This is a genomic window from Luteibacter sp. 9133 (assembly GCF_000800155.1).
In the GTDB taxonomy this organism is placed as follows: domain Bacteria; phylum Pseudomonadota; class Gammaproteobacteria; order Xanthomonadales; family Rhodanobacteraceae; genus Luteibacter; species Luteibacter mycovicinus.
In genome coordinates this window covers 903,816-929,490 of record NZ_JUHO01000001.1, presented here as the reverse complement: position 1 = coordinate 929,490, position 25,675 = coordinate 903,816, and the positions used below count along the sequence as shown (strand labels likewise).

General features: G+C 66.1%; 30 protein-coding genes. 20 read left to right on the top strand and 10 right to left on the bottom strand.

The window, feature by feature from the left end; all coding sequences use genetic code 11:
* Positions 1–207: 207 nt before the first annotated feature.
* Positions 208–2,022, bottom strand: a complete 1,815-nt coding sequence (gene recQ / locus FA87_RS03880) for a DNA helicase RecQ (protein WP_043692558.1) — start codon at positions 2,020–2,022, stop codon at positions 208–210.
* Positions 2,023–2,170: 148 nt separating this feature from the next.
* Here recQ and FA87_RS03875 point away from each other — a divergent pair, with 148 nt between their 5' ends.
* Positions 2,171–2,461 (top strand): hypothetical protein, encoded by a 291-nt coding sequence (locus FA87_RS03875; protein WP_043692555.1) that lies wholly within the window; start codon positions 2,171–2,173, stop codon positions 2,459–2,461.
* Positions 2,462–2,467: 6 nt separating this feature from the next.
* Here the strand turns inward: FA87_RS03875 and FA87_RS03870 are convergent, their stop codons facing one another.
* Positions 2,468–2,830, bottom strand: a complete 363-nt coding sequence (locus FA87_RS03870; protein ID WP_052191487.1) for an MGMT family protein — start codon at positions 2,828–2,830, stop codon at positions 2,468–2,470.
* Between the two features lie 74 nt (positions 2,831–2,904).
* On the opposite strand from FA87_RS03870, the gene FA87_RS03865 reads away from it, so the two are divergent.
* A complete protein-coding gene (locus FA87_RS03865) occupies positions 2,905–3,309 on the top strand; it encodes a hypothetical protein (RefSeq protein ID WP_036118298.1) in 405 nt (134 codons plus the stop codon).
* 36 nt (positions 3,310–3,345) lie between these two features.
* Here the strand turns inward: FA87_RS03865 and FA87_RS03860 are convergent, their stop codons facing one another.
* Together FA87_RS03860 and FA87_RS03855 are read right to left on the bottom strand one after the other, a co-directional pair.
* Positions 3,346–4,470 (bottom strand): inorganic phosphate transporter, encoded by a 1,125-nt coding sequence (locus FA87_RS03860; protein ID WP_036115614.1) that lies wholly within the window; start codon positions 4,468–4,470, stop codon positions 3,346–3,348.
* Positions 4,471–4,483: 13 nt separating this feature from the next.
* The gene (locus FA87_RS03855; protein ID WP_036115617.1) at positions 4,484–5,113 is read right to left on the bottom strand and encodes a hypothetical protein; all 630 of its coding nucleotides are present in this window, start codon (positions 5,111–5,113) and stop codon (positions 4,484–4,486) included.
* A 138-nt stretch (positions 5,114–5,251) separates the two neighbouring features.
* Between FA87_RS03855 and FA87_RS03850 the strand changes: the two genes are divergently transcribed.
* The gene (locus FA87_RS03850) at positions 5,252–6,577 is read left to right on the top strand and encodes a hemolysin family protein (protein WP_043692548.1); all 1,326 of its coding nucleotides are present in this window, start codon (positions 5,252–5,254) and stop codon (positions 6,575–6,577) included.
* Positions 6,574–7,182: an exopolysaccharide biosynthesis protein gene (locus FA87_RS03845; RefSeq protein ID WP_051943933.1), complete on the top strand. Its 609-nt coding sequence runs from the start codon at positions 6,574–6,576 to the stop codon at positions 7,180–7,182. Before FA87_RS03850 ends, FA87_RS03845 begins: the two co-directional genes overlap by 4 nt.
* Here FA87_RS03845 and FA87_RS03840 read toward each other — a convergent pair.
* Positions 7,179–7,949: an RNA methyltransferase gene (locus FA87_RS03840; protein ID WP_043692546.1), complete on the bottom strand. Its 771-nt coding sequence runs from the start codon at positions 7,947–7,949 to the stop codon at positions 7,179–7,181. The genes FA87_RS03845 and FA87_RS03840 overlap by 4 nt on opposite strands.
* A gap of 135 nt (positions 7,950–8,084) precedes the next feature.
* On the opposite strand from FA87_RS03840, the gene FA87_RS03835 reads away from it, so the two are divergent.
* Both FA87_RS03835 and FA87_RS03830 read left to right on the top strand, forming a co-directional pair.
* Entirely contained in the window at positions 8,085–8,888 is an 804-nt protein-coding gene (locus tag FA87_RS03835) for an inositol monophosphatase family protein (protein WP_043692544.1), read from the top strand.
* A gap of 148 nt (positions 8,889–9,036) precedes the next feature.
* Positions 9,037–10,119 (top strand): metallophosphoesterase, encoded by a 1,083-nt coding sequence (locus tag FA87_RS03830; protein WP_043692541.1) that lies wholly within the window; start codon positions 9,037–9,039, stop codon positions 10,117–10,119.
* Here FA87_RS03830 and hda read toward each other — a convergent pair.
* Genes hda through FA87_RS03815 form a run of 3 tightly spaced genes read right to left on the bottom strand, consistent with a single transcriptional unit; the run spans position 10,116 to position 12,965 of the window.
* Positions 10,116–10,811, bottom strand: coding sequence for a DnaA regulatory inactivator Hda (hda, locus tag FA87_RS03825; protein WP_043692538.1), 696 nt, complete (start codon positions 10,809–10,811; stop codon positions 10,116–10,118). The genes FA87_RS03830 and hda overlap by 4 nt on opposite strands.
* Complete coding sequence (locus FA87_RS03820) at positions 10,808–11,974, bottom strand: AI-2E family transporter (RefSeq protein ID WP_043692535.1); 1,167 nt, start codon at positions 11,972–11,974, stop codon at positions 10,808–10,810. Before FA87_RS03820 ends, hda begins: the two co-directional genes overlap by 4 nt.
* A gap of 4 nt (positions 11,975–11,978) precedes the next feature.
* A complete protein-coding gene (locus tag FA87_RS03815) occupies positions 11,979–12,965 on the bottom strand; it encodes a DUF2066 domain-containing protein (protein ID WP_036115635.1) in 987 nt (328 codons plus the stop codon).
* Positions 12,966–13,101: 136 nt separating this feature from the next.
* Here FA87_RS03815 and purM point away from each other — a divergent pair, with 136 nt between their 5' ends.
* The 3 genes from purM (at position 13,102) to FA87_RS03800 (ending at position 15,580) form a co-directional block, all read left to right on the top strand.
* Complete coding sequence (purM, locus tag FA87_RS03810) at positions 13,102–14,139, top strand: phosphoribosylformylglycinamidine cyclo-ligase (RefSeq protein WP_043697342.1); 1,038 nt, start codon at positions 13,102–13,104, stop codon at positions 14,137–14,139.
* An 8-nt stretch (positions 14,140–14,147) separates the two neighbouring features.
* The gene (gene purN / locus FA87_RS03805) at positions 14,148–14,783 is read left to right on the top strand and encodes a phosphoribosylglycinamide formyltransferase (protein WP_043692533.1); all 636 of its coding nucleotides are present in this window, start codon (positions 14,148–14,150) and stop codon (positions 14,781–14,783) included.
* A gap of 98 nt (positions 14,784–14,881) precedes the next feature.
* A complete protein-coding gene (locus FA87_RS03800; protein ID WP_036115642.1) occupies positions 14,882–15,580 on the top strand; it encodes a DUF3108 domain-containing protein in 699 nt (232 codons plus the stop codon).
* 113 nt (positions 15,581–15,693) lie between these two features.
* On the opposite strand, the gene murA is transcribed toward FA87_RS03800, so the two are convergent.
* Complete coding sequence (gene murA, locus FA87_RS03795; RefSeq protein WP_036115645.1) at positions 15,694–16,953, bottom strand: UDP-N-acetylglucosamine 1-carboxyvinyltransferase; 1,260 nt, start codon at positions 16,951–16,953, stop codon at positions 15,694–15,696.
* Between the two features lie 57 nt (positions 16,954–17,010).
* On the bottom strand, positions 17,011–17,250 hold the full coding sequence (locus tag FA87_RS03790) for a BolA/IbaG family iron-sulfur metabolism protein (protein ID WP_036115647.1): 240 nt from the start codon (positions 17,248–17,250) through the stop codon (positions 17,011–17,013).
* Positions 17,251–17,420: 170 nt separating this feature from the next.
* On the opposite strand from FA87_RS03790, the gene FA87_RS03785 reads away from it, so the two are divergent.
* From FA87_RS03785 to FA87_RS03735, 11 genes are all read left to right on the top strand, one after another.
* Positions 17,421–18,434, top strand: a complete 1,014-nt coding sequence (locus FA87_RS03785) for a KpsF/GutQ family sugar-phosphate isomerase (protein ID WP_036115650.1) — start codon at positions 17,421–17,423, stop codon at positions 18,432–18,434.
* A 55-nt stretch (positions 18,435–18,489) separates the two neighbouring features.
* On the top strand, positions 18,490–19,038 hold the full coding sequence (locus FA87_RS03780) for an HAD-IIIA family hydrolase (protein WP_036115653.1): 549 nt from the start codon (positions 18,490–18,492) through the stop codon (positions 19,036–19,038).
* Entirely contained in the window at positions 19,035–19,634 is a 600-nt protein-coding gene (lptC, locus tag FA87_RS03775) for an LPS export ABC transporter periplasmic protein LptC (protein ID WP_239708968.1), read from the top strand. The genes FA87_RS03780 and lptC overlap by 4 nt, the downstream gene beginning before the upstream one ends.
* Positions 19,597–20,196, top strand: coding sequence for a lipopolysaccharide transport periplasmic protein LptA (lptA, locus tag FA87_RS03770; RefSeq protein WP_052191132.1), 600 nt, complete (start codon positions 19,597–19,599; stop codon positions 20,194–20,196). Before lptC ends, lptA begins: the two co-directional genes overlap by 38 nt.
* A 4-nt stretch (positions 20,197–20,200) precedes the next feature.
* On the top strand, positions 20,201–20,920 hold the full coding sequence (gene lptB, locus FA87_RS03765) for an LPS export ABC transporter ATP-binding protein (RefSeq protein WP_036115655.1): 720 nt from the start codon (positions 20,201–20,203) through the stop codon (positions 20,918–20,920).
* Positions 20,921–21,042: 122 nt separating this feature from the next.
* Complete coding sequence (locus FA87_RS03760; protein ID WP_036118310.1) at positions 21,043–22,530, top strand: RNA polymerase factor sigma-54; 1,488 nt, start codon at positions 21,043–21,045, stop codon at positions 22,528–22,530.
* 122 nt (positions 22,531–22,652) lie between these two features.
* Positions 22,653–23,006 carry a ribosome-associated translation inhibitor RaiA gene (raiA, locus tag FA87_RS03755; RefSeq protein ID WP_036115658.1) on the top strand — a complete coding sequence of 118 codons (354 nt, stop codon included), beginning with the start codon at positions 22,653–22,655 and terminating at the stop codon, positions 23,004–23,006.
* 115 nt (positions 23,007–23,121) lie between these two features.
* A complete protein-coding gene (gene hprK / locus FA87_RS03750; RefSeq protein WP_036115660.1) occupies positions 23,122–24,072 on the top strand; it encodes an HPr(Ser) kinase/phosphatase in 951 nt (316 codons plus the stop codon).
* A 5-nt stretch (positions 24,073–24,077) separates the two neighbouring features.
* Entirely contained in the window at positions 24,078–24,974 is an 897-nt protein-coding gene (gene rapZ, locus FA87_RS03745) for an RNase adapter RapZ (RefSeq protein ID WP_036118312.1), read from the top strand.
* Positions 24,975–25,012: 38 nt separating this feature from the next.
* Positions 25,013–25,405 carry a PTS fructose IIA component family protein gene (locus tag FA87_RS03740; RefSeq protein WP_043692529.1) on the top strand — a complete coding sequence of 131 codons (393 nt, stop codon included), beginning with the start codon at positions 25,013–25,015 and terminating at the stop codon, positions 25,403–25,405.
* Positions 25,398–25,667, top strand: a complete 270-nt coding sequence (locus tag FA87_RS03735; protein ID WP_036115664.1) for an HPr family phosphocarrier protein — start codon at positions 25,398–25,400, stop codon at positions 25,665–25,667. The genes FA87_RS03740 and FA87_RS03735 overlap by 8 nt, the downstream gene beginning before the upstream one ends.
* Positions 25,668–25,675 lie beyond the last annotated feature (8 nt).

The following is a 25,675-nucleotide window of genomic DNA, read 5'->3' as shown; positions in this document are numbered from 1 at the left end:
CGAACGTATCGATGTCGGGCAATCCCCATAGAGTTGGGGATCGCGCGGCGTGCACGCAAGCGTTTCCAGCCATTTTTTTCAATCGCGGCGAGGACTTGAGGATAATCTCAATCGCACCCGCGCAGGTAGGAGCGCGCCTTGCGCGCGATGGGTGGTGCCGCGTCATCGCGTTGTCGGCTTTTCGCGCGCGGGGCGCGCTCCTACGGGTCAGCCGGGGCCATTCAACACCGCCAGAAAATCCTTCCCGTAACGCTTCAGCTTGTTCTCGCCGACACCACTGATCGACCCCAGTTCGTCCTCGTTCTCCGGCAGCGCCCGCAACATCGCCAGCAAAGTCGCATCATGGAAAATGACGTATGCCGGCACCCCATGCGCCTTTGCCAGTTCCGCGCGGACGCGACGCAGTTCGTTCCACAACGGCATCTCGATCTCTTCGATGCCCAGGGAGCCGCCGGCGACGGCAGGCGACGGACGCGAGTTGCGCTTGCCCTTCGACGGCCGTGCGTCCTCGCGCAGCCACACCTTGCGCTCGCTTTTCAGGACGGGTCCGCTTTCCTTCGACAAACGCAGCGTACCGAAGCCTTCGGGATCCGCTTCGACCAGGCCCGCAGCCAGCAGCTGGCGGAACACCGAGCGCCACTGCGTTGCATCCATGTCCGCGCCGATACCGAACACGCTCAGCTTGTCGTGACCGAGATCGCGTACCCGCTCACCCGCCTCGCCGCGCAGGATCTCGATCAGATGGCCGGCGCCATAACGCTGACCGCTGCGATAGATGCATGACATCGCCTTCTGCGCCGCGGTCGTGGCATCCCAGGTCCTGGGCGGCACCAGGCAGTTGTCGCAGTTGCCACAGGGCTCGGGATACACCTCGGCGAACGCCTCCAGCAGAAGCTGGCGACGGCAGCGTGTGGCCTCGGCATAACCGAGCAGCGAGTCGAGCTTGAGGCGCTCCACACGCTTGCGGTCGTCGCCCGAGTCCGACTGGGAAATCATCTGACTCATGGTCACGACATCGCCCAGGCCGTAAATCATCCAGGCTTCCGCCGGCAGGCCGTCACGACCGGCACGGCCGGTCTCCTGGTAGTAGCCTTCCATGCTGCGCGGCAGATCGAGGTGGGCGACGAAGCGGACGTCCGGCTTGTCGATGCCCATGCCGAACGCGACGGTGGCGACCATGACGATGCCGTCTTCGCGCAGGAAGCGCTGCTGGTGGCGCTGGCGTACTTCGCCATCCAGACCGGCGTGATACGGAAGCGCGTCCACGCCCGCTTCGGCCAGCCAGGCGGCGGTCTCATCGACCTTGCGGCGGCTGAGGCAATAGATGACACCGGCTTCGCCCCGATGGGCGTCGAGAAAATCGAGCAACTGGCGCCGTGCGTTCTGCCGTGGTGCCACGCGATAACGGATGTTCGGCCGGTCGAAGCTGGAAACGAAACGGCGCGCGTGGTGCAGGCCGAGGCGCTCGACGATTTCTTCGCGGGTGCGCTCGTCGGCCGTCGCGGTGAGCGCGATGCGCGGTACTTCCGGAAAGCGCTCGTGCAGGATCGCGAGTTCGCGGTATTCGGGACGAAAATCGTGTCCCCACTGCGAGACGCAATGGGCCTCGTCGATAGCGAACAAGGCAATGGGAATGCGATCCAGCAGGCCGAGGAAGCGGCCCGTGAGCAGCCGCTCGGGCGCGACGTACAGCATGTCGAGTTCGCCGGCGAGCAGGAGCTCCTCGATCTCGCGCTGAGTGGCGGCGTCGAGACTGGAATTCAGGTAACGCGCCTTGACGCCGGCTTCCGTCAGCGCATCGACCTGGTCCTGCATCAGCGCGATCAGTGGTGAAACCACGATGCCTGTGCCATACCGCATCAGCGCCGGAATCTGGAAGCACAGCGACTTGCCGCCGCCGGTGGGCATCAGGACGAGGGCGTCGGCGCCGCCGGCGACCTCCTCGACGATGGCCTGCTGCTGGCCGCGGAACTCGGGGTAACCGAAAACGGAGTGAAGGAGATCTAGGGCCTGGGACTGCATCCGCACATGCTAACAAACGGACGTGCCGGATCGGCCTTTACCTGCGCCTCAAGCCTCGGTAGGCCCACGCCGTTAACGGAAGAAGGTGATGTCCCCGGGTAGCGGACGGGCACCTAATGAAGCCACATCGCCCGAGGGGGAGCGCCACATGAACACTGCCATAGCCCTTTCCGCCGCCGTCGCGGTCAGCCTGTTCGCCAGCGCCCTCCCGGCCCGGGCGCAGCAAGGCGGTATCCGCTTCGAAGGCCGCGTTGTCGAACGGACATGCGGAATGCGCGCGGAACGCCCCGACTGTCCACCGGACCGCGCCGCCACCGCAACCGTCCGTGTTTTGCGTGAGATGTCCGCACTGACGTCCGTGCACGCCGACCTTCTGGACTACGCGATGCAACGCCGACCCGGGGAAACCTGGGAACTGGTCGAGGTCAGCTACCGCTGATCGCGCTCAGCCGCCCCAGATCGCACGGTCGAGGTCGTGGTCCAGACCGAACGCGCTCATGGGTACGCGGCCGTCCTTCACGGTGACGCCCTCGGCCTTGAGCAGCCGACACTGCTCGCGATAACCCTGCGTTCCCACGGGTATCCCGATGCGGCCGTCCGCGCGAAGCACGCGGTGCCAGGGTAGCTTCATCCGGTCGGGCGCATCGCCGAGCACCCGGCCGATCAGTCTGGCGCGTCCGGGATACCCGGCGCGAGCCGCGATCGCGCCATAACTGGCGACCCTCCCACGCGGAATGGCGGCGACCGTTTCGATGATCCGCGTCGCCCGGAGGGCGCGGGCCTCGTCGTCGTCGAGTTCATCGGCCATGGTCGTTTCGTGCATGTTCGGAAGAGGCGTTGAGCGTACCATCGGTGGTCCCCGGACAGATTCACAAGGCGACCATGCGGCACTTCGAAGCGATTCGCTCCCATGTCGGCGGCATCCACAAGCTCCGCCACAATGAGCCATACCTGATCAGCTTCGACCTGGAGCTGCCCGATGGCAGGCATCAGGGCATCTATCTGGCCGAACTGGAAGACGCCGAGGGCCAGCGCTTCCTGAGGTTGTCCACGCCGATCGGACCACTCTCGGGCGTCGATGCGCGACGCTGCCTTCGCTTCAACTGGGAGCAGCGCACGGGCTACCTGGCGGAGGCGGATCTCGACGGATCGCCCTACCTGCATCTCTGCGAGAACCGTCCCTACGACTACCTGGACGAGCGCGAGCTGGCACGGATCGTCGAGGAACTGGGCGCCACCGGCGACCAGCTCGAGCAGGTGGTGAACGGCGAGGCGGACGCCCTGTAAGAGGGCGCCCTGCGGGCGATCAGTCCGGCACGCGCATCAGAAAAACAAGCGGCCGAGCTTCACCAGGGCGTACCCCAGCGCCGCCGTGATCGGCAACGTCAGGATCCAGGCCCATACCATCCGCTCGACCACCGACCAGCGGATCGCATTGAACCGCTTGGCCGCGCCCACGCCCATGATCGAGGCGGACACGTTGTGCGTCGTGGAGACCGGCACGCCCAGCATCGACGCCGTGAGAATGACCGCCGCCGAACTGCCTTCGGCGGCGAAACCATTGATCGGGTGCAGCTTGACCATCTTGTGGCCCAGCGTCTTGATGATGCGCCAGCCACCGCCGGCGGTGCCGCCGGCCATCGTCAGCGCGCAGACCACCTTCACCCAGACCGGGATCGGAAAGCCGCCGGGCGCCGCCGGATCGTGCGGAATACGCAGGAAGTGCAACAGCGCCGGCAGATGATCGAACTGCCCCGCCGCCGTGGCACCGGCCAGGGCCAGGGCAATGATGCCCATGCTCTTCTGGGCGTCGTTCATGCCATGAGACAGACCCATGGCGCTGGCCGAGAGAATCTGCGCCTTACCGAAGAAGCTGTTCACGAACGGGGTGCGACCAAAACGATGCAGCGGTCCCTTCTGTCGTGAAAAGAATCCTAGCAACGCGTAGAGGGCGCCCATCAGCAGGAAACCAATGACGAAGCCCAGGAAAGGCGACACGATCATCGGCACGATGACCTTCGGCACCACGCCCTTGCCCAGCCACCAGTGCTCGCCACCCTGCCACCAGATGATCGAATGAAGGTTGCCGTCGGACGCGGCCAGCGCGGCGCCGCACAGTCCGCCGACCAGCGCGTGACTCGAACTGGACGGCAGGCCGAGCCACCAGGTAATGAGGTTCCAGATGGTCGCTCCGAGCAGCGCGCTGATCAGCAGGTGCGAACCGACGTCGACCACGCCGGTGTCCACCAGGCCCGAGGCGATCGTCGCCGCCACGGCGGTGCCCCACAGGGCGCCTGCGAGGTTGGTGACGGCCGCCAGCAGCACGGCCTGGCCGGGCGTCAGCACCTTGGTCGCCACCACGGTGGCGATGGAGTTCGCCGTGTCGTGGAAGCCGTTGATATAGGTGAACGCGAGGGCGATCAGGACGACCGCGATAACCATGCTCATGGGGCGGCCGCCGTCAGGAGTTCTTGAGCACGATGGAGTAGACGACGTTGCCGACGTCGCGGCACTTGTCCACCGCTTTCTCCACCAGCTCGAACAGGTCCTTGGCGAGAATCGCCTTGAGCGGATCCGAGCCTTCGGCATACAGCGTGCGGTAGGGATCCAGCAGCAGGCGGTCGGCCTCGGATTCCAGCGCCTGGAGCTGGTCGCGAAGCTTCTTCACCGGGTCGATCTTCAGGCCATGACGCAGTTGCCCGATCATCTGGACGACCACCTCGGCCGAGCGCTCGAGCAGGGCGGCGCGCTGAGCGAAGTCGATGCCATGGAGGCGTTCGGCGACGATGACATAGCGTTCGGCGAACTTCTCGATGGTCTTGGGAATCTTGTACAGCGCTGAATTGAGCGCCTCGATGTCTTCCCGGTCCAGCGCGGTGACGAAGGTGTTGACCAGTTCCTCGCCGATCTGCCCGTGGAGGGCCTTCTCGCGGGCGCGCGCCGTGCTGAAAGCGGCCATGACCGGCGTGCGGTCGGTCTTGGTGACCAGTTCGTGCATGGCGCGGGCGCTTTCGCGCGCCGCCTCCGCACTGGCTTCGAGCAGACCGTAGAACTTGTCGCCCTTACCGAAGATCGTCTGGAGAGAAAACATGGCGTCGCCTGGGGGAACTGGGGGTTTGTGACGCTAATGTTACCGGAGGGCGGGATCGTGTGCTCCTCCTCCCCGGCTACACCGCTCAGATGGCTTCTACCGGTGCCCTGCACAGGCTGGTCTGCTATATAAGCCTCGATGCCCACCGAACTTCTGCTCGTCCTCGTCCTCTCCCTGGCCAACGCGTTCTTCGCCTTGTCGGAGATGTCGGTTGTCGCTTCGCGTAAAAGCCGGCTCAAGGCCATGGCCCGGGAAAGCCGCCGCGCCCGGGTGGCGCTGCAACTGGCTGAATCGCCGGAGCGCTTCCTGTCGACGGTGCAGGTCGGCATGACCCTGATCATCCTCGTCACAGGCGCGATCGCGGGCGATCAGCTGGGCGAGCACTTCACCGCCCTCCTGCACGGCGGTGGCCCGGGCTGGCTGGAGCCTTACGCTCGCGCGGCCGGCTGGCTGCTCGGCTTCATCTATATGTCGCTGGTCCAGATCGTCATCGGCGAACTGGTGCCCAAGCGCGCGGCGCTGACAGCCCCCGAGCGCATTGCCTGCCAGATCGCGGTCCCCATGCTGGTGATCTCGCGGATCACATTGCCGATGGTCTGGCTGCTCAACCACCTGTCGAGCGGCATCCTGCACGTGCTGCGACTGAACCGGGCCGGCGGCCATTCGGCGGCGACCGAAGAGGAAATCCGCCTGCTGGTCGCCGAAAGCGCCGAGCAAGGGATCCTCGACAGCGACGAACGCAACATGGTCAACCGCGTTCTGCGCCTGGGCGACCGCACGGTGGGCTCGGTCATGACCCCGCGCATGAAGATCGCCTGGCTCGACATCGCGGCGCCCCGGGAGGAGAACCTCGAGGTCCTGCGCGAGTCGCAGTTCTCGCGCTACCCGGTCTACCGGAACGACGAAACCGACGTCGTCGGCACGGTCGAAGTGAAGACGCTGATCGGCTCGTTCGAGCGCGGCGACTTCGACCTGTTCGCCCATATCGCCCGGCCGCTCTTCGTCCCGGGCACCGCCCGCGCACTGGACCTGCTCGAAGCCTTCCGCGATGCGGACACGGAGCTGGCGCTGGCCGTGGACGAGTACGGCGACATCGAAGGCATGGTGACCCTCAACGATCTGCTGACGGCCGTGGTTGGTGCCACCGCGCCCGCCGCGGACGACACCGAGCACGAGGGCCCGATCGTTCGCCGTGACGACGGCAGCTGGCTGATCGACGGCGGTCTGCCCGCCGACGACCTGCGCGACCTGCTGCAGATCGACCGGCTGCCCAACGAGGAAGAGCACGATTTCCGCACCGTGGCGGGCATGATCACCACCCAGTTCGGGCGCATCCCGCACGCCGGCGAGTCATTCACCTGGCAGGGCAACCGCTTCGAAGTCGTCGACATGGACGGGGCGAGGATCGACAAGGTGCTGGTCAGCACGGCAAGCAGCGAAGAGTCCGTCGTCGACGCGCCATGACCGCTGACGAGCCCCGCGAGGAAAAGACCGCCGCCCTGCTTCGCACGGCGCTGCTGTCGACGCCGGGGGAACGGGTCACGGTAGACCAGGTGCTGGAGCCACTGAAACGGCGCGCGTTCGGTTTTCTGCTCCTGTTGCTCGCCATTCCCAACTTCATCCCGGTACCGCTGGGGATCGGGGGTGTGATGGGCGTACTGGTGGTGGCGCTCGGCCTGGAGATGCTCATCGGCCTGGAGCAGCCGTGGGTCCCGGGTTTTCTGCGTCGCCGGACGATGTCACGGGAAGGACTCCTCCGGTTCCTCGACCGTATCGAGCCGGTGACACGCCGCCTGGAAAAGCTCTGCAAGCCACGGGCGCAGCGGCTCACACGACGCCCCTTCACGTTCGTCTCGGGCGCGATCATGCTGCTGATCGGCCTGTTGCTCGCGCTGCCGATCCCGTTCACCAACTACGTATTCGGCGCCATGCTGATCGCCTTCGCGTTCGCGCTTGTCGAAAGGGACGGCGTCCTGCTGGTCGCCGTCTGGGCAACCACAGCGATCATCGTCATCGCTTCGGCCACGTTCAGCCGGGCGCTGCTCGGTTTCTTCCGCGACCTGTTTTAGCCGTCGCGCTTGTGCGCGATACCGGCCATGCGCTGCGCATCGGCCAGAATCCCGTGAAGAATGCGCAGTTCCCGCAATTCAGGACGGGCGCGCAGGAACAGCTTGCGCAGTTTCAGCATGATCGTGGTCGGGGAACGCCCCTTGTGGAACTCGATATCGTCGAGCATCTCGCCCAGGTGCGTGAAGAACCGCTCGAGCTGCTCGGCGTCGGCGGGGATCTCGTCCGGATCGGGCTCGGCCTGCGCCACGACCGGCTGTTCGTCGGCCAGCAGGGCCGTACGCAGTTCATAAGCGACCACCTGCACCGCCTGCGACAGATTCAGCGAACTGAAGTCGTCGACACTGGGAATGCGGACCATCGCGTGGCAGCGGGCGAGCTCGTCATTCTCCAGTCCCGTGCGCTCGTTGCCGAAAACCAGGGCCACCTGCTCGCCGCGGCGGGCGGCGGCGATCGCCTGGGCGGCGCCTTCGCGAGGATCCAGTTCCGGAAGATTGACCCCGCGACGCCGAGCCGACAGGCCCAGCGAAAAGGTGGCGCCGGCCAGGCCGGCCACCAGATCGTCGTGGATCGCGGCCTGGCCGAGCACGTCGTCGGCACCCGCGGCCAGGGCCGTGGCTTCCGGATCGGGGAACCGTTGGGGGGCGACCAGGGTCAGGCGGTCGAAACCCATGGTGCGCATGGCGCGCGCGGCCGAGCCGATATTGCCCGAGTGCGAGGTGCGGACAAGGACGAAACGGAGGCGGTCGTGGAGCTCGGAGAGGGCCATGGGCGACGGGCGTGCTGGATGTAGGACCGGAAAGTCTACAACGGCAACGACTTGGGCATAGGGCGAGCCGGTGTTAAACTCACCGACCGACGCGGCCCGACCGCGATCTCCCGTTCTTTTGACAAGTCGATCCCCATGCCAAGACCCGCCGTCAACGTCGCGGCGCGCGCCGCGCGCTCCGCAGGAAACATCATCCTGCGCTACATGAATCGCATCGAGGGCCTCGCGGTCGTCGAAAAGCAACGGATGGACTTCGCGTCCGAGGTCGACCGCCTCGCCGAAGCCGAGATCGTGAAGGAACTTCGCCGCGCCTACCCCACCCACGCCATTCTCGGCGAGGAGTCGGGGCAGATCGGCAAGGGACCGCTTGTCTGGGTCATCGATCCGCTCGACGGCACCCACAATTACCTGCGTGGCATCCCCCACTTCTGCGTGTCCATCGCGCTGGTGGAAAAGGGCGAGCCGGTCTATGGCGTGGTCTTCGATCCGCTGCGCGACGAACTGTTCACCGCGAGCAAGGGCGACGGCGCCTACCTCAACGACCGCCGCATCCGCGTCGGCAAGCGTGAAGGCCTCGCCGGCTCGCTGCTCGCCACGGGTTATCCCTACCGCGCGCGCAACCACCTCGACGCCCAGCTGGCCATGACCGGCGAGCTCCTCAAGGAAGCCGAAGACATCCGCCGGATGGGTTCGGCCGCACTGGATCTGGCCTACGTCGCCGCGGGCCGCCTGGACGGTTTCTTCGAGCCGTCGCTCAACGTGTGGGACATCGCCGCGGGTGCTCTGCTGGTGCGCGAGGCCGGTGGCGTCTATGGCGACTTCGGCGGCAAGGAAGGCCTGCCGGAGAGCGGCAACATCATCGCTGGCAACCACAAGGTGGCTGCCGCCATGACCGACGTAATTAAGGCCAACGCCACGGCGCGCCTGCTCGGGGTTTAACGCCCCACGCGGCGAAACCCTACAAGCGGCGAGGCCTTCTCCTCGCCGCTGCCTCACCAAGCCTGACAGACGCTCAGACTTCACCGTCTTACCTTGTCGTCGCGAACGGGACGTTCGCAGCCGCCCACGACGCACAAGGAAACGTACCGTGCAAACCATACTCCCTGGCCGCATCGCGGCCGCGCTCGCCATTACCACGGCTTCCATGCGCAACCTTCTCACGCGTGTGCCTTTGCAGGCAGCCGCGCTATGCCTGGCCTTCACCAGCAGTGGCGCTTACGCGGAAACACCACGGATCATGGTGATCACCTCGGATCCACAGTACCCCTGGACACCGGCCACCGATGACGGCGAACACTCCGACCTCGCCGACAAGACACTCGCCGAGGCGCTCATACGCGAACAGTACGAAAGCATCGCGGCTTTCCGGCGCAACTATCCAGGGCAGCACATTCCGGTGATCGTCAACGGCGACCTGACGTCCCAGGCCGCCCCAAGTGAGCAGGAGAAGATCCATGACCTGCTCGGTCTGCTGGGCGACGAAGTCTACTATGGGCTCGGCAACCACGATTACCAGAACAACCTCACCAACTTCGTGTGCTCGGCCCTGACACACTGTGCGATCGACGCCCTCGACAATCTCGCGCAGCACGTTCGTCGCCACCGGCAGAACGGACGCGTGACCGACTTCGATTACGCGGCGTTCGCGGGCGGCCTGTTCACTGGCCTACGCAAGGAAGGGAGCTGGTCGTACGCGTTCACGCCGGACGGCTGGGAGCAGGTGCTCAACCTGCAACTCAACAATTCGCCGGGCTATGCCGCAACGATCAACTGGGGTGCTGGCCCGGCAGGCTATCGCTACGAGGTGACACCGAGCACGCCATGGCTTACTCGACACCTCCCCAGATGGAGCACGCCGGGTGCTTACGACTTTCTGCTGGTGCACGTGCACAAGCCCGACGAGTTCTCGACCGGGTCTCGCGCGCCCACGCCCTTACAGGCGATGCTGGCGACCCATCGTGTCGCAGCGGTGTTTGCGGGTCATTACCACGGGCGCATGGGCTATTACAGCGGTGGCTTTGGCGCGCCACCCGTGTTTCTCAGCGGATCGGCATCGCAGCGTACCTATCTCATCGTAGAGCACTGGCCGGAGTCGAAGAAGCTGAAGGTGTACGGCGTTCGCGAAAACGATCCGGCGAGACGCGAGTTGATCCGCGAGATCGACGTCTAGTCGTTCTTCAGCAGGTTACGCAGAAACGGCACGGTCACGCGTCGCTGTGCGGCGAGTGACGCGCGATCCAGGGTATCGAGCAGATCGAGCAAGGTACCCAGGTCGCGCGCGTGGTGCGCGAACAACCAGTCCAGGACGACGTCGTCCAGCTCGATGCCGCGAGCCCCCGCCTGCTCGCGCAGCACAACCCGGCGCTCCATGTCGCCCAGTGGCTTCAGCAGAGCCTGGGTCAGCGAGCCCAGTCGCGAACGAAGATCCGGCAGCGCGATGTCGAGCGACACGGGCGCACCCGATGCCGAAAACAACAGCGTCGCGCCCTCCGCGCGGTAACGGTTGAACGTATCGAACAGCGCGTGCTCCGCGTCCGCCTCGCCAGCGACCGAATCGATGTCGTCGATGGCCAGCACGTCGCTGCCGGCCATGCCGCGAATGGCATCCGCACGCGATCCGCGCAGGCCCGCCAGCGGCAGGTACTGCGCCGTACGCCCGACATCGATCGCCGCCTGACAGGCGGCGATCAGCAGATGCGTGCGGCCACTGCCCAGCGGACCGGCCATGAAAACCCACGGCGCCGCCGCATCCACGGCCGCGGCGCGCACGGCGTCGACCGCCGCGGCGTTCTCGCCGGCATGGAAGTGCTCGAAACGCTGGCGCCTGGGCCAGCGCAGCGCGAGGGGAAGCTGAGTACTCATGGACCGGGAGCGCGAGGCAGAATCGGGTTATCCGGGCGCGGCTTGACCTTCACGTCGACCGCCACATCGACATCGAGCTTCTGTGCCATCGGGGTCTGCGCGGCCGGCTCCTTGTAGAGGTCGCTCTCGCGGTAACGGGCGAAGACATAGCGGAGCAACACGACGACGACGGACGCGGCCGGCAGCGCGAGCAGCACACCGAGGAAGCCGAACAGGTGACCGCCCGCCAGCACGGCGAAGATCACCGCGACCGGATGCAGGCCGATCTTGCCACCGACCAGACGCGGCACCAGGACGTAGCCCTCGAGCAACTGTCCGATGGTGAAGACGACGCCGACCAGGATCACGTGCGTCCAGTCCCCGTACTGGACCAGAGCCGCGATCAGGGCCGCGACGAAACCGATCATGAAACCCAGGTACGGCACGAAGCTGAGCAGGCCGGCGACCATGCCGATCAGGGGACCGATCGAGATGCCGACCAGGGTCAGGCCCAGGCCGTAGAAAACGCCAAGCGCCAGCATGACCAGCAACTGGCCGCGGACGAACGCGCCGAGCACCTGATCCGACTCGCGCGCCAGGCGAACGACCGTCGGCTCGATGGAGCGCGGCAGCAGGCGCTGAATGTGCGCGATCATCGTGTCCCAGTCGCGCAGCAGGTAGAACGCCACGACCGGAATCAGCACGACATTGGTCAGCCAGGTGACGATGCCCATGCCCGACTGCGTGATCTTGGTCATCGCCTTGGCGGCGATGCTGCCGACCGACCCGATGTGCTCGCGTACCGTCGCCAGGAGGCGATCGGTGTCGAAGACGTTGGCGTCCAGGTGCAGGCGCACCTGGATCCACGGCAGCGCGGTGGTGCGCACCCAGTCCACGTAGCGCGGCAGGTTCTCGGACAGATTCTCGAACTGGTGCTCGATCAGCGGCACCAGCAGGAGCAGGACGCCGACGAACACCAGCGAGATGACGGTGAAGACGATGCTGACCGCCCACGAACGCCCCATGCCGAGGCGCTGGAGGCGATCGGCGAGCGGATCGCCCAGATAAGCCAGCATCGCGGCGATCGCGAAAGGCATGAGCACCGGCGCGAGCAGCCAGATCACGAAGATGATGACCGCCGAGATCGCCAGCATCTGCCAGCGGCGGGAAGTGTCGTGGGTCATCGGGTCAGGGAACCCAGCGCACGGCGAGGTCGGCACCGGCGTGTGCGTCGGCGACCAGCACATGGCCGGCGGACGCGTAGCCCGCGACGAGGCGGGCCAGTGGCGCACCGGCGCTGATGTTGAACAGCACGCCGTCGGCCGTCGCGGAAATCGGCGCCACGCTCTTGATCGACGGATCGTTCTGGAAGGTCGCCAACAGGCCCGCGTAATCGGAAGCCGAATGCAGACCCGATACCCAGACCTTGCCGGACGAGCTGCCGCCCTGCGTCGATGCGAACTGGCGGTCCAGCTTGTCGGCCATCGCGTTGGCGCCGTTGCTCAACAGTGCGGCGCGTGCCTCACCGCTGTCCTTCCAGCTGGTCGTCTTGCCGGCCGAGACCAGGGTCCAGTCGGTCTGGTCGTCGCCGATGCTGCCGACGAGCACGACGCCGGTGTTGTACTGGCGCGCCGTCGTCGCGACCGCGGCGGGGTCGCCACTGGCCAGCGCCTTGGCGTCGGGCATGGCGTCGGCGCGGGGGACAACGATCTGATAGCCACGCGTGTCGGCCATCTGCGCCAGCGGGACCAGGTCCTGCTGACCGAGCAGCTTGCCGCTGGCGTCGCGGGCGACGACCAGGACCGGCGCCTTGGGCGCCGCCACCGCCGAGTCGCCGACCGCGAGGATGCGGCGGATGGCGCCCGGGTCGAAGACGATGTCCAGACTCAGCGGCGCACCATTGGCGCCGCCGGTGCGAGCGTACTTGTACTGCTGAACCATGCCGCCCGGCTGCTTCATCGCGTCCGCGTAGCCAGGCTTGCCCCGGGGGTCCGCTCCGTTGGAAGCCCGCGACAGCACCTGGGTCAGGCCGTTGGCGAAGGCCTGATCGCGCACGGCGGCACTGGTGTCGGCGACCGGTACGGTGACCGTATAAATGGAGGTCTGCGCCACGGCGGAGCCGAGGCAGGTCGCCACGAGGAGCGTCAGGAAGACGATGAGACGGGCTGGGCGCATGGTATGGCGTCGCTTTGTGAAGACGGGAAGTCTGCCCAAACCTTGGCATGCCGTCCATCCAAAGCGCGTGCAGGGCAAGGCCGGGCGCCCGCTTGCTGCTATCATTCCGGGTTTCCAATTCGCGCCGGAACCGCTTATGTCCTCCGACCAGGGCTCCCTCACCTACCGCGACGCAGGCGTCGACATCGATGCCGGCAACGCGCTCGTCGAGCGCATCAAGCCGATGGTCAAGCGGACTTTCCGCCCCGAAGTCATGGGCGGACTGGGCGGCTTCGGCGGCCTGTTCGACCTTTCCGGGCGTTACAAGGAGCCGGTCCTGGTCTCGGGTACCGATGGCGTGGGCACCAAGCTCAAGCTCGCTCACCAGCTGGATCGCCACGATACGATCGGCATCGATCTGGTCGGCATGTGCGTCAACGACGTGCTGGTACAGGGCGCGGAACCGTTGTTCTTTCTGGATTATTTCGCCACCGGCAAGCTCGACGTCGACACCGCGGCGTCCGTCGTCGGCGGTATCGCCCGCGGCTGCGAACTCGCCGGCTGCGCGCTGATCGGCGGTGAAACCGCTGAAATGCCGGACATGTACCCGCCGGGCGAGTACGACCTGGCCGGCTTCACGGTCGGCGCGGTCGAAAAGGCCGCGATGAACGACGGCTCGTCCATCGTCGCCGGCGACGTCATTCTCGGTGTCGCCTCGTCCGGCCCCCATTCCAATGGTTACTCGCTGATCCGCCGCATCCTCGAGCGCGCCGGTTCGCCGCTGGACAGCGACATCGGTGGCGTCAGACTGGTCGACGCGCTGATGGCGCCCACCACCATCTACGTCAAGCCGATCCTCGAGCTGATCGCAAAGGTGGCCGTGCATGGCATGGCACACATCACCGGTGGCGGCCTGAAGGAAAACATCATCCGCGTCGTACCCGACGGCCTCGGCGTGTCGATCGACGCGTCGTCGTGGGAAATGCCGCCCGTGTTCCAGTGGCTGCAGCGCGAAGGCAATGTCACCCGCGACGAAATGTGGCGCACGTTCAACTGCGGCATCGGCTTCACGGTGCTGCTGGCTCAGGATCAGGTCGACGTGGCGAAAGCCGTGCTGGCCGGCCACGGCCTGGACACGTGGACCATCGGCTCGGTCGTCGCCGCCAGCGGCGACGAGCGCGTTCACATCGCCTGAGATCATTCGTGGATCGGCCCCTGCGCGTCGCCGCGCTCGCCTCCGGGCGCGGCAGTAATCTCGCCGCGCTGATCGCGGCGCGGTTGCCTGTCGAATTCGTGCTGGTCGGCAGCGACAAGGCCAGCGCCGGAGCGCTCACTGTCGCCGCCCAGGCGGGCATTCCCACCGTCTCGCTTCATCCCCGCGATTTCGCGACGCGTGCCGACTTCGACCGCGCACTGTTCGGCCATGTCGCCGCCAGCGGCGCCGATCTGCTGGTGCTGGCCGGCTATATGCGCATCGTCGACGCCGACGTGGTCGCCGCCTGGGAAGGTCGGGCGATCAACGTCCACCCTTCACTGCTCCCGAAATACCGTGGACTGCATACTCACCGGCAGTGCCTCGAGGCGGGCGACGCGGAGCATGGGGCAAGCGTGCATTTCGTCACCGCGGAGCTGGATGGCGGACCCGTCGTGGCGCAGGCGCGCATCCCTGTGTTGCCGGGCGATACGGAGATATCGCTGGCGGAGCGCCTGCTCGTCGAAGAACACAAGCTGCTGCCGGCCGTGGTCGCGGCGATCGCGTCCGGGCGACTGCGCTGGGAGGGCGGCGCGATTTTCGATGGTCTGCCGCTCACGAGCCCCCTACGCCTCACCGACCTGTAGAAGCGCGCCCCGCGCGCGAGCTCTCCAGACACGCGGGCTATCCCCGGCTCGCCACCCCGTCGCCCCGCATTCAGCCACCGCGGCTAGAATCGGGTGTCATGAAGACCTCAATCCTCCGCGCCGGCTTCGCGCTGGCCCTCGCCCTGCCCGCCGCCGCGTTCGCCGCAGCCGTGCCGCAGTCGTTCACGGCTACCTACAACGTCCTTCAGGGCGGCAGCCCGCTCGGTGAAGCAACCATCGTGCTGAAGTCGGCCGGCAACGGCCAGTTCGAATACACCAACGCCAGCAAGGGCACCGCCGGCCTCGCCGCGGCACTCGGCGCCAACGCCACCGAGACCTCGCGCTTTGCCTGGGCGGGGCAGGTGCCGCAGGCGGTCAGCTACCACTACCAGATGGACGCGTCGTTCAAGCAGAAGACGCGCGACATCAAGGTTCAGGGAGCGACCGTGCAGGTCCAGGACAACAGCAAGAGCTTCAGCTACGCCGCCGTGCCGGGCATGATCGACCGCAACACCCTGCCTCTCGCGCTCGGCGTCGCGCTGCGCGACGGCAAGCAGGAAGCGGCCTTTCCCGTGGCGGTGAAGCAGGCCGTCGAGAACCAGCAGTTCAAGGTGTCGGGCAAAGAAAAAATCACGGTCCCGGCCGGCTCGTTCGATACCGTGCGGGTGGATCGCACCGATGCGGACCGCGGCTTCAACGCGTGGTACGCGCCGGCGAAGTATCCGGTGCCGGTAAAGCTGGCGCAGAAAGATGGCGGGGATCTGACCCTCGAGCTGGTGAAGTTCGAGGGTAAATAAACCTCAACTGTAGGAGCGCGCCCTGCGCGCGACGCTCTTTGCGAGAACGTATCGCGCGCAGGGCGCGCTCCTACAACCAGGTGTACCAGCCTGGCAGGCGTAGGACAGGTGGATCAGCCTGGCAGACGGCGGATGTGCGCGCCGAGGACGCCGAGCTTCTCTTCGATATTCTCGTAACCGCGATCGATGTGGTACACGCGGTCGACCGTCGTATCGCCTTCGGCGACCAGGCCGGCCAGCACCAGGCACGCCGAGGCACGCAGGTCGGTGGCCATGATCGGTGCGCCGGTCATCTTCGGCACGCCGGTGATGATCGCCGTGTTGCCTTCGAGACGGATGTCGGCACCCAGACGCTGCAGTTCCAGCGCATGCATGAAGCGGTTTTCGAAAACCGTTTCGGTGATGACACCTACGCCCTCGGCGACGCAGTTGAGGGCGGTGAACTGCGCCTGCATGTCGGTCGGGAACGCCGGATACGGCGCGGTCACCAGATTGACTGCCTTCGGACGACGTCCCTGCATGTCCAGCTCGATCCAGTCCGGACCGGTGCTGATGTGCGCGCCGGATTCCTCGAGCTTCTGCAGCACGGCATCCATGGTGTCGGCGCGCGCGCCACGGGCGCGGACCTTGCCACCTGTCATCGCCGCGCCGACCAGGAAGGTGCCGGTCTCGATACGGTCGGGCAGAACTTCGTAGTGCGCGCCGTGCAGGCGCTCGACGCCTTCGACGATCAGCGTCGATGTACCGACGCCGTCGATCTTCGCGCCCATCGCCATCAGGCAGTGGGCCAGGTCGACCACTTCGGGCTCCTGCGCGGCGTTCTCGATGACCGTCGTGCCCGACGCCAGGGTGGCGGCCATCAGGATGTTCTCGGTACCGGTGACGGTGACCATATCCATGACGATGCGCGCGCCCTTGAGGCGACCGGCCTTTGCCTTGATGAAGCCGTTTTCGACCGTGATCTCGGCGCCCAGCGCCTGCAGGCCACGGATGTGCTGGTCGACCGGACGCGAACCGATGGCGCAGCCGCCGGGCAGCGAAACCTCGGCCTTGCCATGGCGCGCCACCAGCGGACCGAGCACGAGGATCGACGCACGCATGGTGCGGACCAGATCGTACGGGGCCACGCAGGAATTTTCGGGACGCGGGTCGATGTGCATCTTCATGCGGTCGTCGAGGACGACGCGCACGCCCATGCGGCCGAGCAATTCGATGAACGTGGTGACGTCATGCAGGTGCGGCACGTTGCCGATGCTGACCGGTTCGTCGGCAAGCAGGCAGGAGGCGAGGATGGGGAGCACGGCGTTTTTCGCGCCGGAGATGCTCACCTCACCGTTGAGCGGCTGGCCGCCGCTGATCAGGATCTTGGCCATGGAAAGGGAGTGCCTTGAGAAAGGGAACGAACCGGGAATGCCGGGCGGCGCGCTGGATCAGCGGCGGCCGGCGGCTTCTTCGGGGGTAAGGGTCTTGAGGCCCAGAGCGTGAATCGCACCGCCCATGAGGTCGCCCAGCGTCGCGTAGACGAGACGATGACGGGCGAGCGGCAACTTGCCGGCGAACTGTTCCGAGATGACGTCGGCTTCGAAATGAACGCCGTCGTCGCCGCGAACGTCCACCAGGGCGCCGGGCAGGCCGGCTTCGATCAATGCCTGGATGCGCGCAGCGTCCATGGAGTCTCCGATGAGGGGGTCGCCGCGGCCGTGAGGGTTCCGAAACGGACCCTGAACCACCGGTCGATGGCAGCGACGATAAAATGAGAATATGTAATGGTAATGGAAATCCGGTGTCGCAGAAATGGACATCCCGGGTCAGAAGCCACCACCCGGACCTCCGAGGCCGCATGAACGCCCGCACCGCCCCGCCTGCCGATCATCCCGTCGTGAATGCCGATACCATCGTCCGTAGCGCGCGCACCGTGATCGTCACCGAGGCCGCGGCTATCCGTGCCCTGGAGTCGAAGATCGACGCCACCTTCGTCCGGGCCTGTCAGATGATTCTGACCTGCAAGGGACGCGTGGTCGTCTCCGGCATGGGCAAGTCGGGCCATGTCGCCCGCAAGATCGCCGCGACACTGGCCTCCACGGGTACGCCGTCCTTCTTCGTGCATCCGGGCGAGGCCAGCCACGGCGACCTCGGCATGATCCAGCCGGACGACATCCTGCTGGGCATCTCCTACTCCGGCGAGACGGACGAACTCCTCTTCATTCTGCCGGCGGTGAAACGCCAGGGCATCCCGCTGATCGCGATCACCGGCAACCCGAAGTCCTCGCTGGCACGTCAGGCGGAGGTCAACATCGACGCCAACGTGCCATCGGAGGCCTGTCCGCACGGACTGGCGCCGACCTCCAGCACGACCGCGGCGCTGGTCATGGGGGACGCGCTCGCCGTCGCCCTCCTCGAGGCCCGTGGTTTCACCTCGGACGACTTCGCCCGCTCGCATCCGGCCGGCAGCCTGGGGCGCCGCCTGTTGCTGCATATCGCCGATGTCATGCACACGGGTGACGACGTGCCGCGCATCGGCGTGGAAGCGTCCGTCAGCGAAGCCCTCGTCGAGATGACCCGCAAGCACCTGGGCATGACCGCCGTGGTGGACGGCGAAGGACGTCTGCTGGGTGTCTTCACCGACGGCGATCTTCGTCGCGCCCTCGACGACGACGATGTCGATCTGCGCAACGCCACCGTCGGCCAGCTGATGACCCGCGGCCCCAAGACCATCGGCTCGGACAAGCTGGCCGTCGAAGCCGCCCAGCTGATGGAAAAACACCAGATCAACGCGCTGCTGGTCACCGACCCCTCCGGCCAGGTGGTCGGCGCGCTCAACATCCACGACCTGCTCCGCGCCCGCGTCGTCTGACGACCCGGTCCCGGCGCGCCTCGAGCGCGCCCTTTTCGTCCCCATATCGATGCCCATGGCCTACACCCACTACACCGACATCCCCGCCGATATCGCCGAACGCGCCGCCCGCGTGCGCGTCGTCGTCTTCGACGTGGATGGCACCCTGACGGACGGCCGCCTCTGGTACGCCGAGGACGGCCGCGAGACCAAGGTGTTCCATGTGCATGACGGTCTGGGCCTGAAACGCCTTCAGGAAAACGGCATCAAGGTCGCGATCATCACGGCGCGGATCAGTCATCCGGTATCGCTGCGCGCCGAAGAACTGGGTATTCCTCACGTCTATCAGGGCCAGAAGGACAAACGGGCCTGCCTGACCGCCCTGCTCGACGCCCTCCGCCTTACGCCGGACCAGGCCGCTTTTGTCGGCGACGATCTGCCGGACCTGCCGGCCATGGGTATCGCCGGTCTGGCCGTCGCCGTGGCCAATGCCCACCCCTGGGTGGCCGAGCGCGCCCACTGGCGCACCCGGCTGTCCGGCGGCTACGGCGCCGCCCGCGAGGTCGCCGACATGATTCTCGCCGCCCAGGGCAAGGCCGAAGCCGAACGGGACCGCTGGCTGTGAGCGCCTTCAATCTGCTCAAGGACCGCAGTACCGGCGGTATCGCCGGCATGCTCCTGGTCGCGCTGGGCGCCAGCGTACTGCTCTACTACTGGGTCGCGCCGGAGAAGAAGCTGCAGGACTTCGTCGGTCCGCCGCGCTCGGGCTACGTTCTGACCAACTTCGACCTCGACTCCTACAACGAACAGGGCAAGCTGGCCTTCACGCTCATCGCGCCACATCTGGAGCGCCGAGAGGGTGACGATTCGCTGTACATCAATGCGCCTGATTTCGTGCTGCCATCGACCAAGGAAGTCGACGTGCCGCCGTGGAAGGGGCATTCCCAGTACGGGTGGGTCAACAAGGACGGCAGCATGCTGAAGCTGCAGGGCAAGGTGCATATGGACCGCGTTGCCTTCGCGCAGACGCCGCCGGCCAGCATCGACACCTCCGAGGTCACCGCGTGGCCCAAGCGGAACTACCTGGAGACCGCCGAAGCGGCCCGTATCGTCCAGGGAACCTCTACAATGAACGGCGTTGGCATGCGCGCCAATCTCGATACCAAGCACCTGGAGCTTCTCGATGCAGTCCACACCACGTATCTGCCGCCCAAGCGCTAACGCGCTGCTTGCGCTGCTTGGCCTGGCGCTCGTGGCCAGCCTGCCGGCCGCCGCCAAGCAGTCCGATCGCAACCAGCCGGCCGACGTCGTCTCCAAGTCGTTCGATGGTTCCCAGCAGCCCAACGGCAAGGTGATCTGGACGGGTAGCGTCGTCCTGACCCAGGGCACCCTGAAGATCACCGGCAGCAAGGCGACGGGTTATTTCGACGCCGACAGCCAGCTCAACCGGGTGGTCGTCGACGGCAGCCCCGCCACCATCCATCAGCTGGACGACTGCGATCAGCCCATGGACGGCAAGGCTTCCAACATCGACTACAAGATCGACAAGGACTTTGCCGTGCTGACCGGCGGTGCCCATGTCAACCAGCCGGCGAAGGGCAGTGCCGATGGCGACAAGCTCACCTATAACACCCAGAACAGCACGATGACGGGCGAAAGCAACGGTCCCGCACCCGTACACATGACCTTCCAGCCGAAGAGCACCACGCCGGGCGCACCCGCCAAGGCGGCCGGCGCCTGCCCCACTCCGGCGGCTGCGGCCGCACCTGCCAGGAAGCCCTGACCCGATGCTTTCAGCCCAAGGCCTGCAGAAGCGCTTCCGCGCACGCAAGGTAGTCCGTGACTTCGCCTTCTCCATTCGCGAAGGTGAGGTCGTCGGCCTTCTCGGCCCCAACGGCGCCGGCAAGACGACCTGCTTCTACATGGTGGTCGGGCTGATCCAGGCCGACGCGGGCGTAATCAAGCTCGATCAGCAGGACATCACCGGCCTGCCCATGCACGCGCGCGCCAAGCTCGGCATCGGATATCTGCCGCAGGAAGCCTCGGTCTTTCGCCGCCTCAGCGTGTCGGACAACATCATGGCGGTGCTCGAACTGCGCGACGGCATGACGCAGAAGCAGCGCGACGACGAACTCGACAGCCTGCTCGACGAACTGAAGATCGCGCACATCGCCGATCAGAAGGGCATCAGCCTGTCCGGCGGCGAGCGTCGCCGCGTCGAGATCGCCCGGGCGCTGGCGGCACGCCCGCGCTACATGCTGCTCGATGAGCCGTTCGCCGGCGTCGACCCCATCTCGGTGGGCGAGATCCAGCGCATCGTTCGACACCTCAAGGAACGCGGCATCGGGGTGCTGATCACCGATCACAACGTCCGGGAAACGCTCGGTATCTGCGACCGCGCATACATCCTCAACGACGGCGAAGTGCTTTCTCGCGGCACTCCTCAGCACATCCTCGCCGATGAGAAGGTGCGCGAGGTGTATCTGGGTCGTGAATTCCGCATCTAGAGCGCGTCACCGGCCGTCCGGACCGACGCGCGAATCCGGCCGGAAGAGCTAGCCGACCCGACCGCTGGTTTGTGGAGGCCGCAAGGGGTTACGATGGATTCGACACCTCACGCATCGAAGGCATGAAACCCGGACTTCAGTTTCGTCTGCATCAGCAGCTCACGCTGACGCCGCAGCTACAGCAGGCCATTCGGCTGCTCCAGCTGTCGCAGCTGGAGCTCGAAGCGGAACTCCGCCAGATCGCGGAGAGCAACCCGCTGCTTGAGTTTGCCGAAGATGCGGAGTCCGACGCGGATGCCGAAGGCGACGCCGCCGACGAGAACGGTTTCGACGCCGAGTTCCCCTCCCGCCAGGAGCTCCCGGCCAAGTCCTCGAAGGAGGACGAGTCCACCGCCACCCCGTCCGAAGAACTCGCCCCCGAGTGGGACGACGATCGCTTCCACGGCGAGGCGGGTGACTACGCCGGCGCCCCATCGCGTGCCAACGGTGGTGACGAAGACGGTTTCGAGCCGCAGAACGCCGCGCCGGAAAGCCTCCAACAGCACCTGGAGTGGCAGCTCAATCTTTCCCAGTTCTCCCCACGCGACCACGCGATCGCCACCGCGATCATCCACGCGCTGGACGAGGACGGTTACCTGCGCGACGGAGTCGAGGCGGTGGAAGTCGCGCTGCCCGCCGAACTGCGGGCCAGTGCCGAGGAGATCGAAGCGGTACGCCAGCGCGTGCAGCGGTTCGATCCCACCGGCATCGCCAGCCTCGATCTGCGCGACTGTCTGCTCTGCCAGCTCTCGCAGTTTTCGACCGAAACACCGTTCCGCGACCTGGCGATCCGTATCGTCCTTGAAGAGCTGGAGCTCCTCGCGCGAAACGACAGCGTCAAGATCGCCCGTCGGCTCAAGGCCGCCGAGAACGAGGTGGCCAGCGCCGCGGCGCTGATCCGCAGCCTCGATCCGCGCCCGGGCGCCGCGCTGGATGCCACGCCCGTCGAATATGTCGCGCCCGATGTGTACGCGCGGCGGGAAGCGGGGCGCTGGACGGTCAGCCTCAACCCCGACGCGCAGCCCCGGCTCGGCCTGAACCAGCATTACTGCAACCTCATCGCCCGCGCACGCGGCGACGACGCCACCTGGATGAAAGGCCAGCTGCAGGAAGCCCGCTGGTTGCTGAAAAGTCTGCAGTCGCGCGCCGAAACCCTGACCAAGGTCGCGGAAGTCATTGTCCGCCGCCAGAGCGCCTTCCTCGATTACGGCCCCGAGGCCATGCATCCGCTGGTGTTGCGTGAGGTCGCCGAAGAAGTCGGCATGCACGAATCGACGATTTCACGGGTCACCACCCGGAAATACATGCACACGCCGCGCGGCACCTTCGAACTCAAGCATTTCTTTTCCAGTGGCGTGGCGACCGAAGACGGCGGCAGCGCATCCGCCACCGCCATCCAGGCCATGTTGCGCAAGCTGATCACGGGCGAGGACGCACGCCGCCCCTTGTCCGACCAGGCGCTTGCCGAGGAGCTCCATCGACGCGGAATTCAGGTCGCACGCCGTACGGTGGCCAAGTACCGTGAAGCGATGCGAATTCCCAGCTCCAGCGAACGCGTTCGCGCAGGTTGAGAAACATCGGGGGGAACCCCGGCGGAGGTCCACGGTCTCATCAATTCAGGCTTGAGGAGCGGCAACCCCGCCGTTCCGATCTCGTCGCCATAAGGCGACACCCTCAGCAAGAAGGAGGCGTCATGCAAATCCAGATCAGCGGCCAGCACGTCCATATCACCCCCGCTCTGCGCGAGCGCGTGGAACAACAAATCGGCCGCTTCGAACGCCTTTTCGACAATATCAAAGCCCTCGACGTGGTCCTTTCCGTCGATAAGAACGAGCACAAGGCCGGAGGCACCCTGCACTGTGCCGGCACCCGGCTCCATGGCGAAGGCGTGGCCCGCCTGGAAGACGACAACAAGGGCGACACGCTTTATTCCGCCATCGACGCCATGATCGGCAAACTCGCCGACCAGCTTCGCAAGCACAAAGAGAAGCTGAAGGATCACCATAACGCCGAAGGCCGCGACGCGCGCGTCGCCAGCACCGACTGACGAGAGCGCCCGGCGGCCGCTCGCGCGCGCCGCCGGGCCTCCTCCCGCGTGTTGATGGCACAATAGCCCAGCCGGCGCCCTCGCGCCGGCTTCGCTATCTAAAGGGATCACCCGCGTGGATCGGCTCACCGCCAGACAACTCTTCGACGGCGTCTACGAACGTATGGCGCTTCGCTGGGCCGCCGGCATGCGCGGCGAGGCCCGCGTGCTCGAGCCCAATGCCAAGCAGAGCCGCCGTCCTTCGCTGGTCGGTTACCTCAACGTGATCTACCCGAACAAGGTGCAGATCATCGGCACGGAGGAGCTCAACTACCTCGACGGCCTCGAATCGCGCCAGCGCTGGGAGGTCATCCACAAGATCGCCGCCTACCAGCCGGCCGCGCTGATCGTCACGAAAGACCAGTCGATCCCGTCCGATCTGCGCGAAGTCGCGGAAGAAACCGACACGCCGTTGTGGCAGAGCACCAAGCGCGGGCACGAGCTGCTCACGTATCTGCAGTACCACCTGGCGCGCACGCTCGCACCCCGGGTCACGCTTCATGGCGTATTCCTCGAGGTGTTCTCCATCGGCGTGCTGATCACCGGCGACCCGGGCTCCGGCAAAAGCGAGCTGGCGCTGGAACTCATCAGTCGCGGCCACCGCCTGGTCGCCGACGACGCGACCGAATTCACCCTCATTGCGCCAGACGTCATCGACGGCGCCTGCCCCGAGCTGCTGCAGGACCTCCTCGAGGTGCGCGGCCTGGGCGTGCTCAACATCCGCGAGATGTTCGGCCATACGGCGGTCAAGCCATCGAAATACCTGCGTCTGGTCGTGCACCTCAAGCCGTTGACCTCGGGTGAAGACATCGACGCGATGACCCGCCTCACCGGCGACGTCAGCCGGCGTAACGTGCTGGATGTGGACGTCCCCAAGATCACCATTCCCGTCGCACCCGGCCGCAACCTCGCGGTGCTGGTCGAGGCGGCCGTGCGCAATCACGTGCTCAAAAGCAAGGGCATCGATCCCGCACAGACCTTCATCGACCGTCAGGCGCACCAGATGCGTCGCCTGCCGCCATGGTGACCGACGTGACCGAGGAAACCATGAGCCCCATCGTCGAACCCGGCGCCATCCATCTGGTCGTCCTCACCGGCATGTCCGGCGGCGGCAAGACGGTCGCCCTGCGCGCGCTGGAAGACCTCGAGTTTTACTGCGTCGACAACATGCCCGCCGAGCTGATTCCCCAGCTCGTCGCCGCCGTCAGCCAGGGCGAGCATGGACCGCGCCGTCGCATCGCCGTGGGCGTCGACGTGCGCAACCGGCGCATCGATCTCTCGCGCATGCCCCACGTGTTGTCCGAGCTTTCCACAGCGGGTGTCCACGTCCATCTGATCTTCCTGGACAGTCGCGACGACGTCCTGATCAAGCGCTACTCCGAGACCCGCCGCCGTCACCCGCTGGCGGCGGAAAAACTGTCGCTGGCCGATTCCATCGCCGAAGAACGTCGCCTGCTGCGGCCCCTGGTCTCGATCGCGGAAAAGGTCATCGACTCCAGCGACCTCAACGTCCATCAGCTACGCCGGCTGTTCGCCACGGGGTACGCCGCCGCCTCGGATGGCACGACACTGCTCTTCGAGTCGTTCGCCTACCGCCGCGGCCTGCCCTCCGACGCCGATTTCGTCTTCGACGCCCGCTGCCTGCCCAACCCCCACTGGGACCCCCGGCTGCGCCCGTTCTCGGGCCGCGACCTCCCCGTACGCGAGTTCCTCGACGCGAATCCACTCGTGGGCGAGTACTATGCGGACGTCGCCCGCTGGCTCGACACCTGGTTGCCGCGCTTCGAGGGCGAGGATCGTAGCTATGTCACCGTCTCGATCGGCTGCACGGGCGGGCGTCACCGTTCGGTCTATCTGGTCGAGAAGCTGGCCCAGCATTTCCGCTCGGAACGCGGCAACGTACTTACCTTTCATCGCGAGCTAGAGTGAGCCATGACCCAGCCCATGCCAGTGCGAGAAACCGGGCGATGAGCGTCGGCGTCCTCCTCATGACCCACGAAGCCGTCGGCAAGGCGCTGATTTCGGCGGCCCGTCACGTCATGCCCAAGCTGCCACTCGAAGTCGATGCCGTCGAGGTTCCACCCAGTTCGGACCCCGACGTCATGCGCACGCTGACCGCGAAGCATGCGCGCGACCTCGACCATGGCGACGGCGTACTGGTGCTCGCCGACCTTTACGGCGCCACCCCGTGCAATATCGGCCTCTCGCTGGCCGAGCTGGGCGTCCACCTGCGTTGCGTATCCGGCCTCAACCTGCCGATGCTGCTTCGTGTCCTCAACTATTCGGAAAAATCGCTGACCGAACTGGCCGACATCGCGGCCGCTGGCGGTCGCGGAGGGATCTTCATCGACCATGCTTGAACGGGACATCGTGGTATCCAACCGGCTGGGCCTGCACGCTCGCGCTTCGGCCAAGCTCGTACAGCTGGTGGCGGGGTTCAGGTCGACGGTATGGCTGATCAGCAAGGGCCGTGAAGTCAACGCGCAGAGCATCATGGGCGTCATGATGCTGGCCGCTGGCATGGGCACCTCGCTCGTCGTGCGCGCCGAGGGTGAAGACGAAGAAGCCGCGCTCAACGCCGTGGTCGATCTGTTCGACCGCAAATTCGACGAGGGTGCCTGAACCATGAT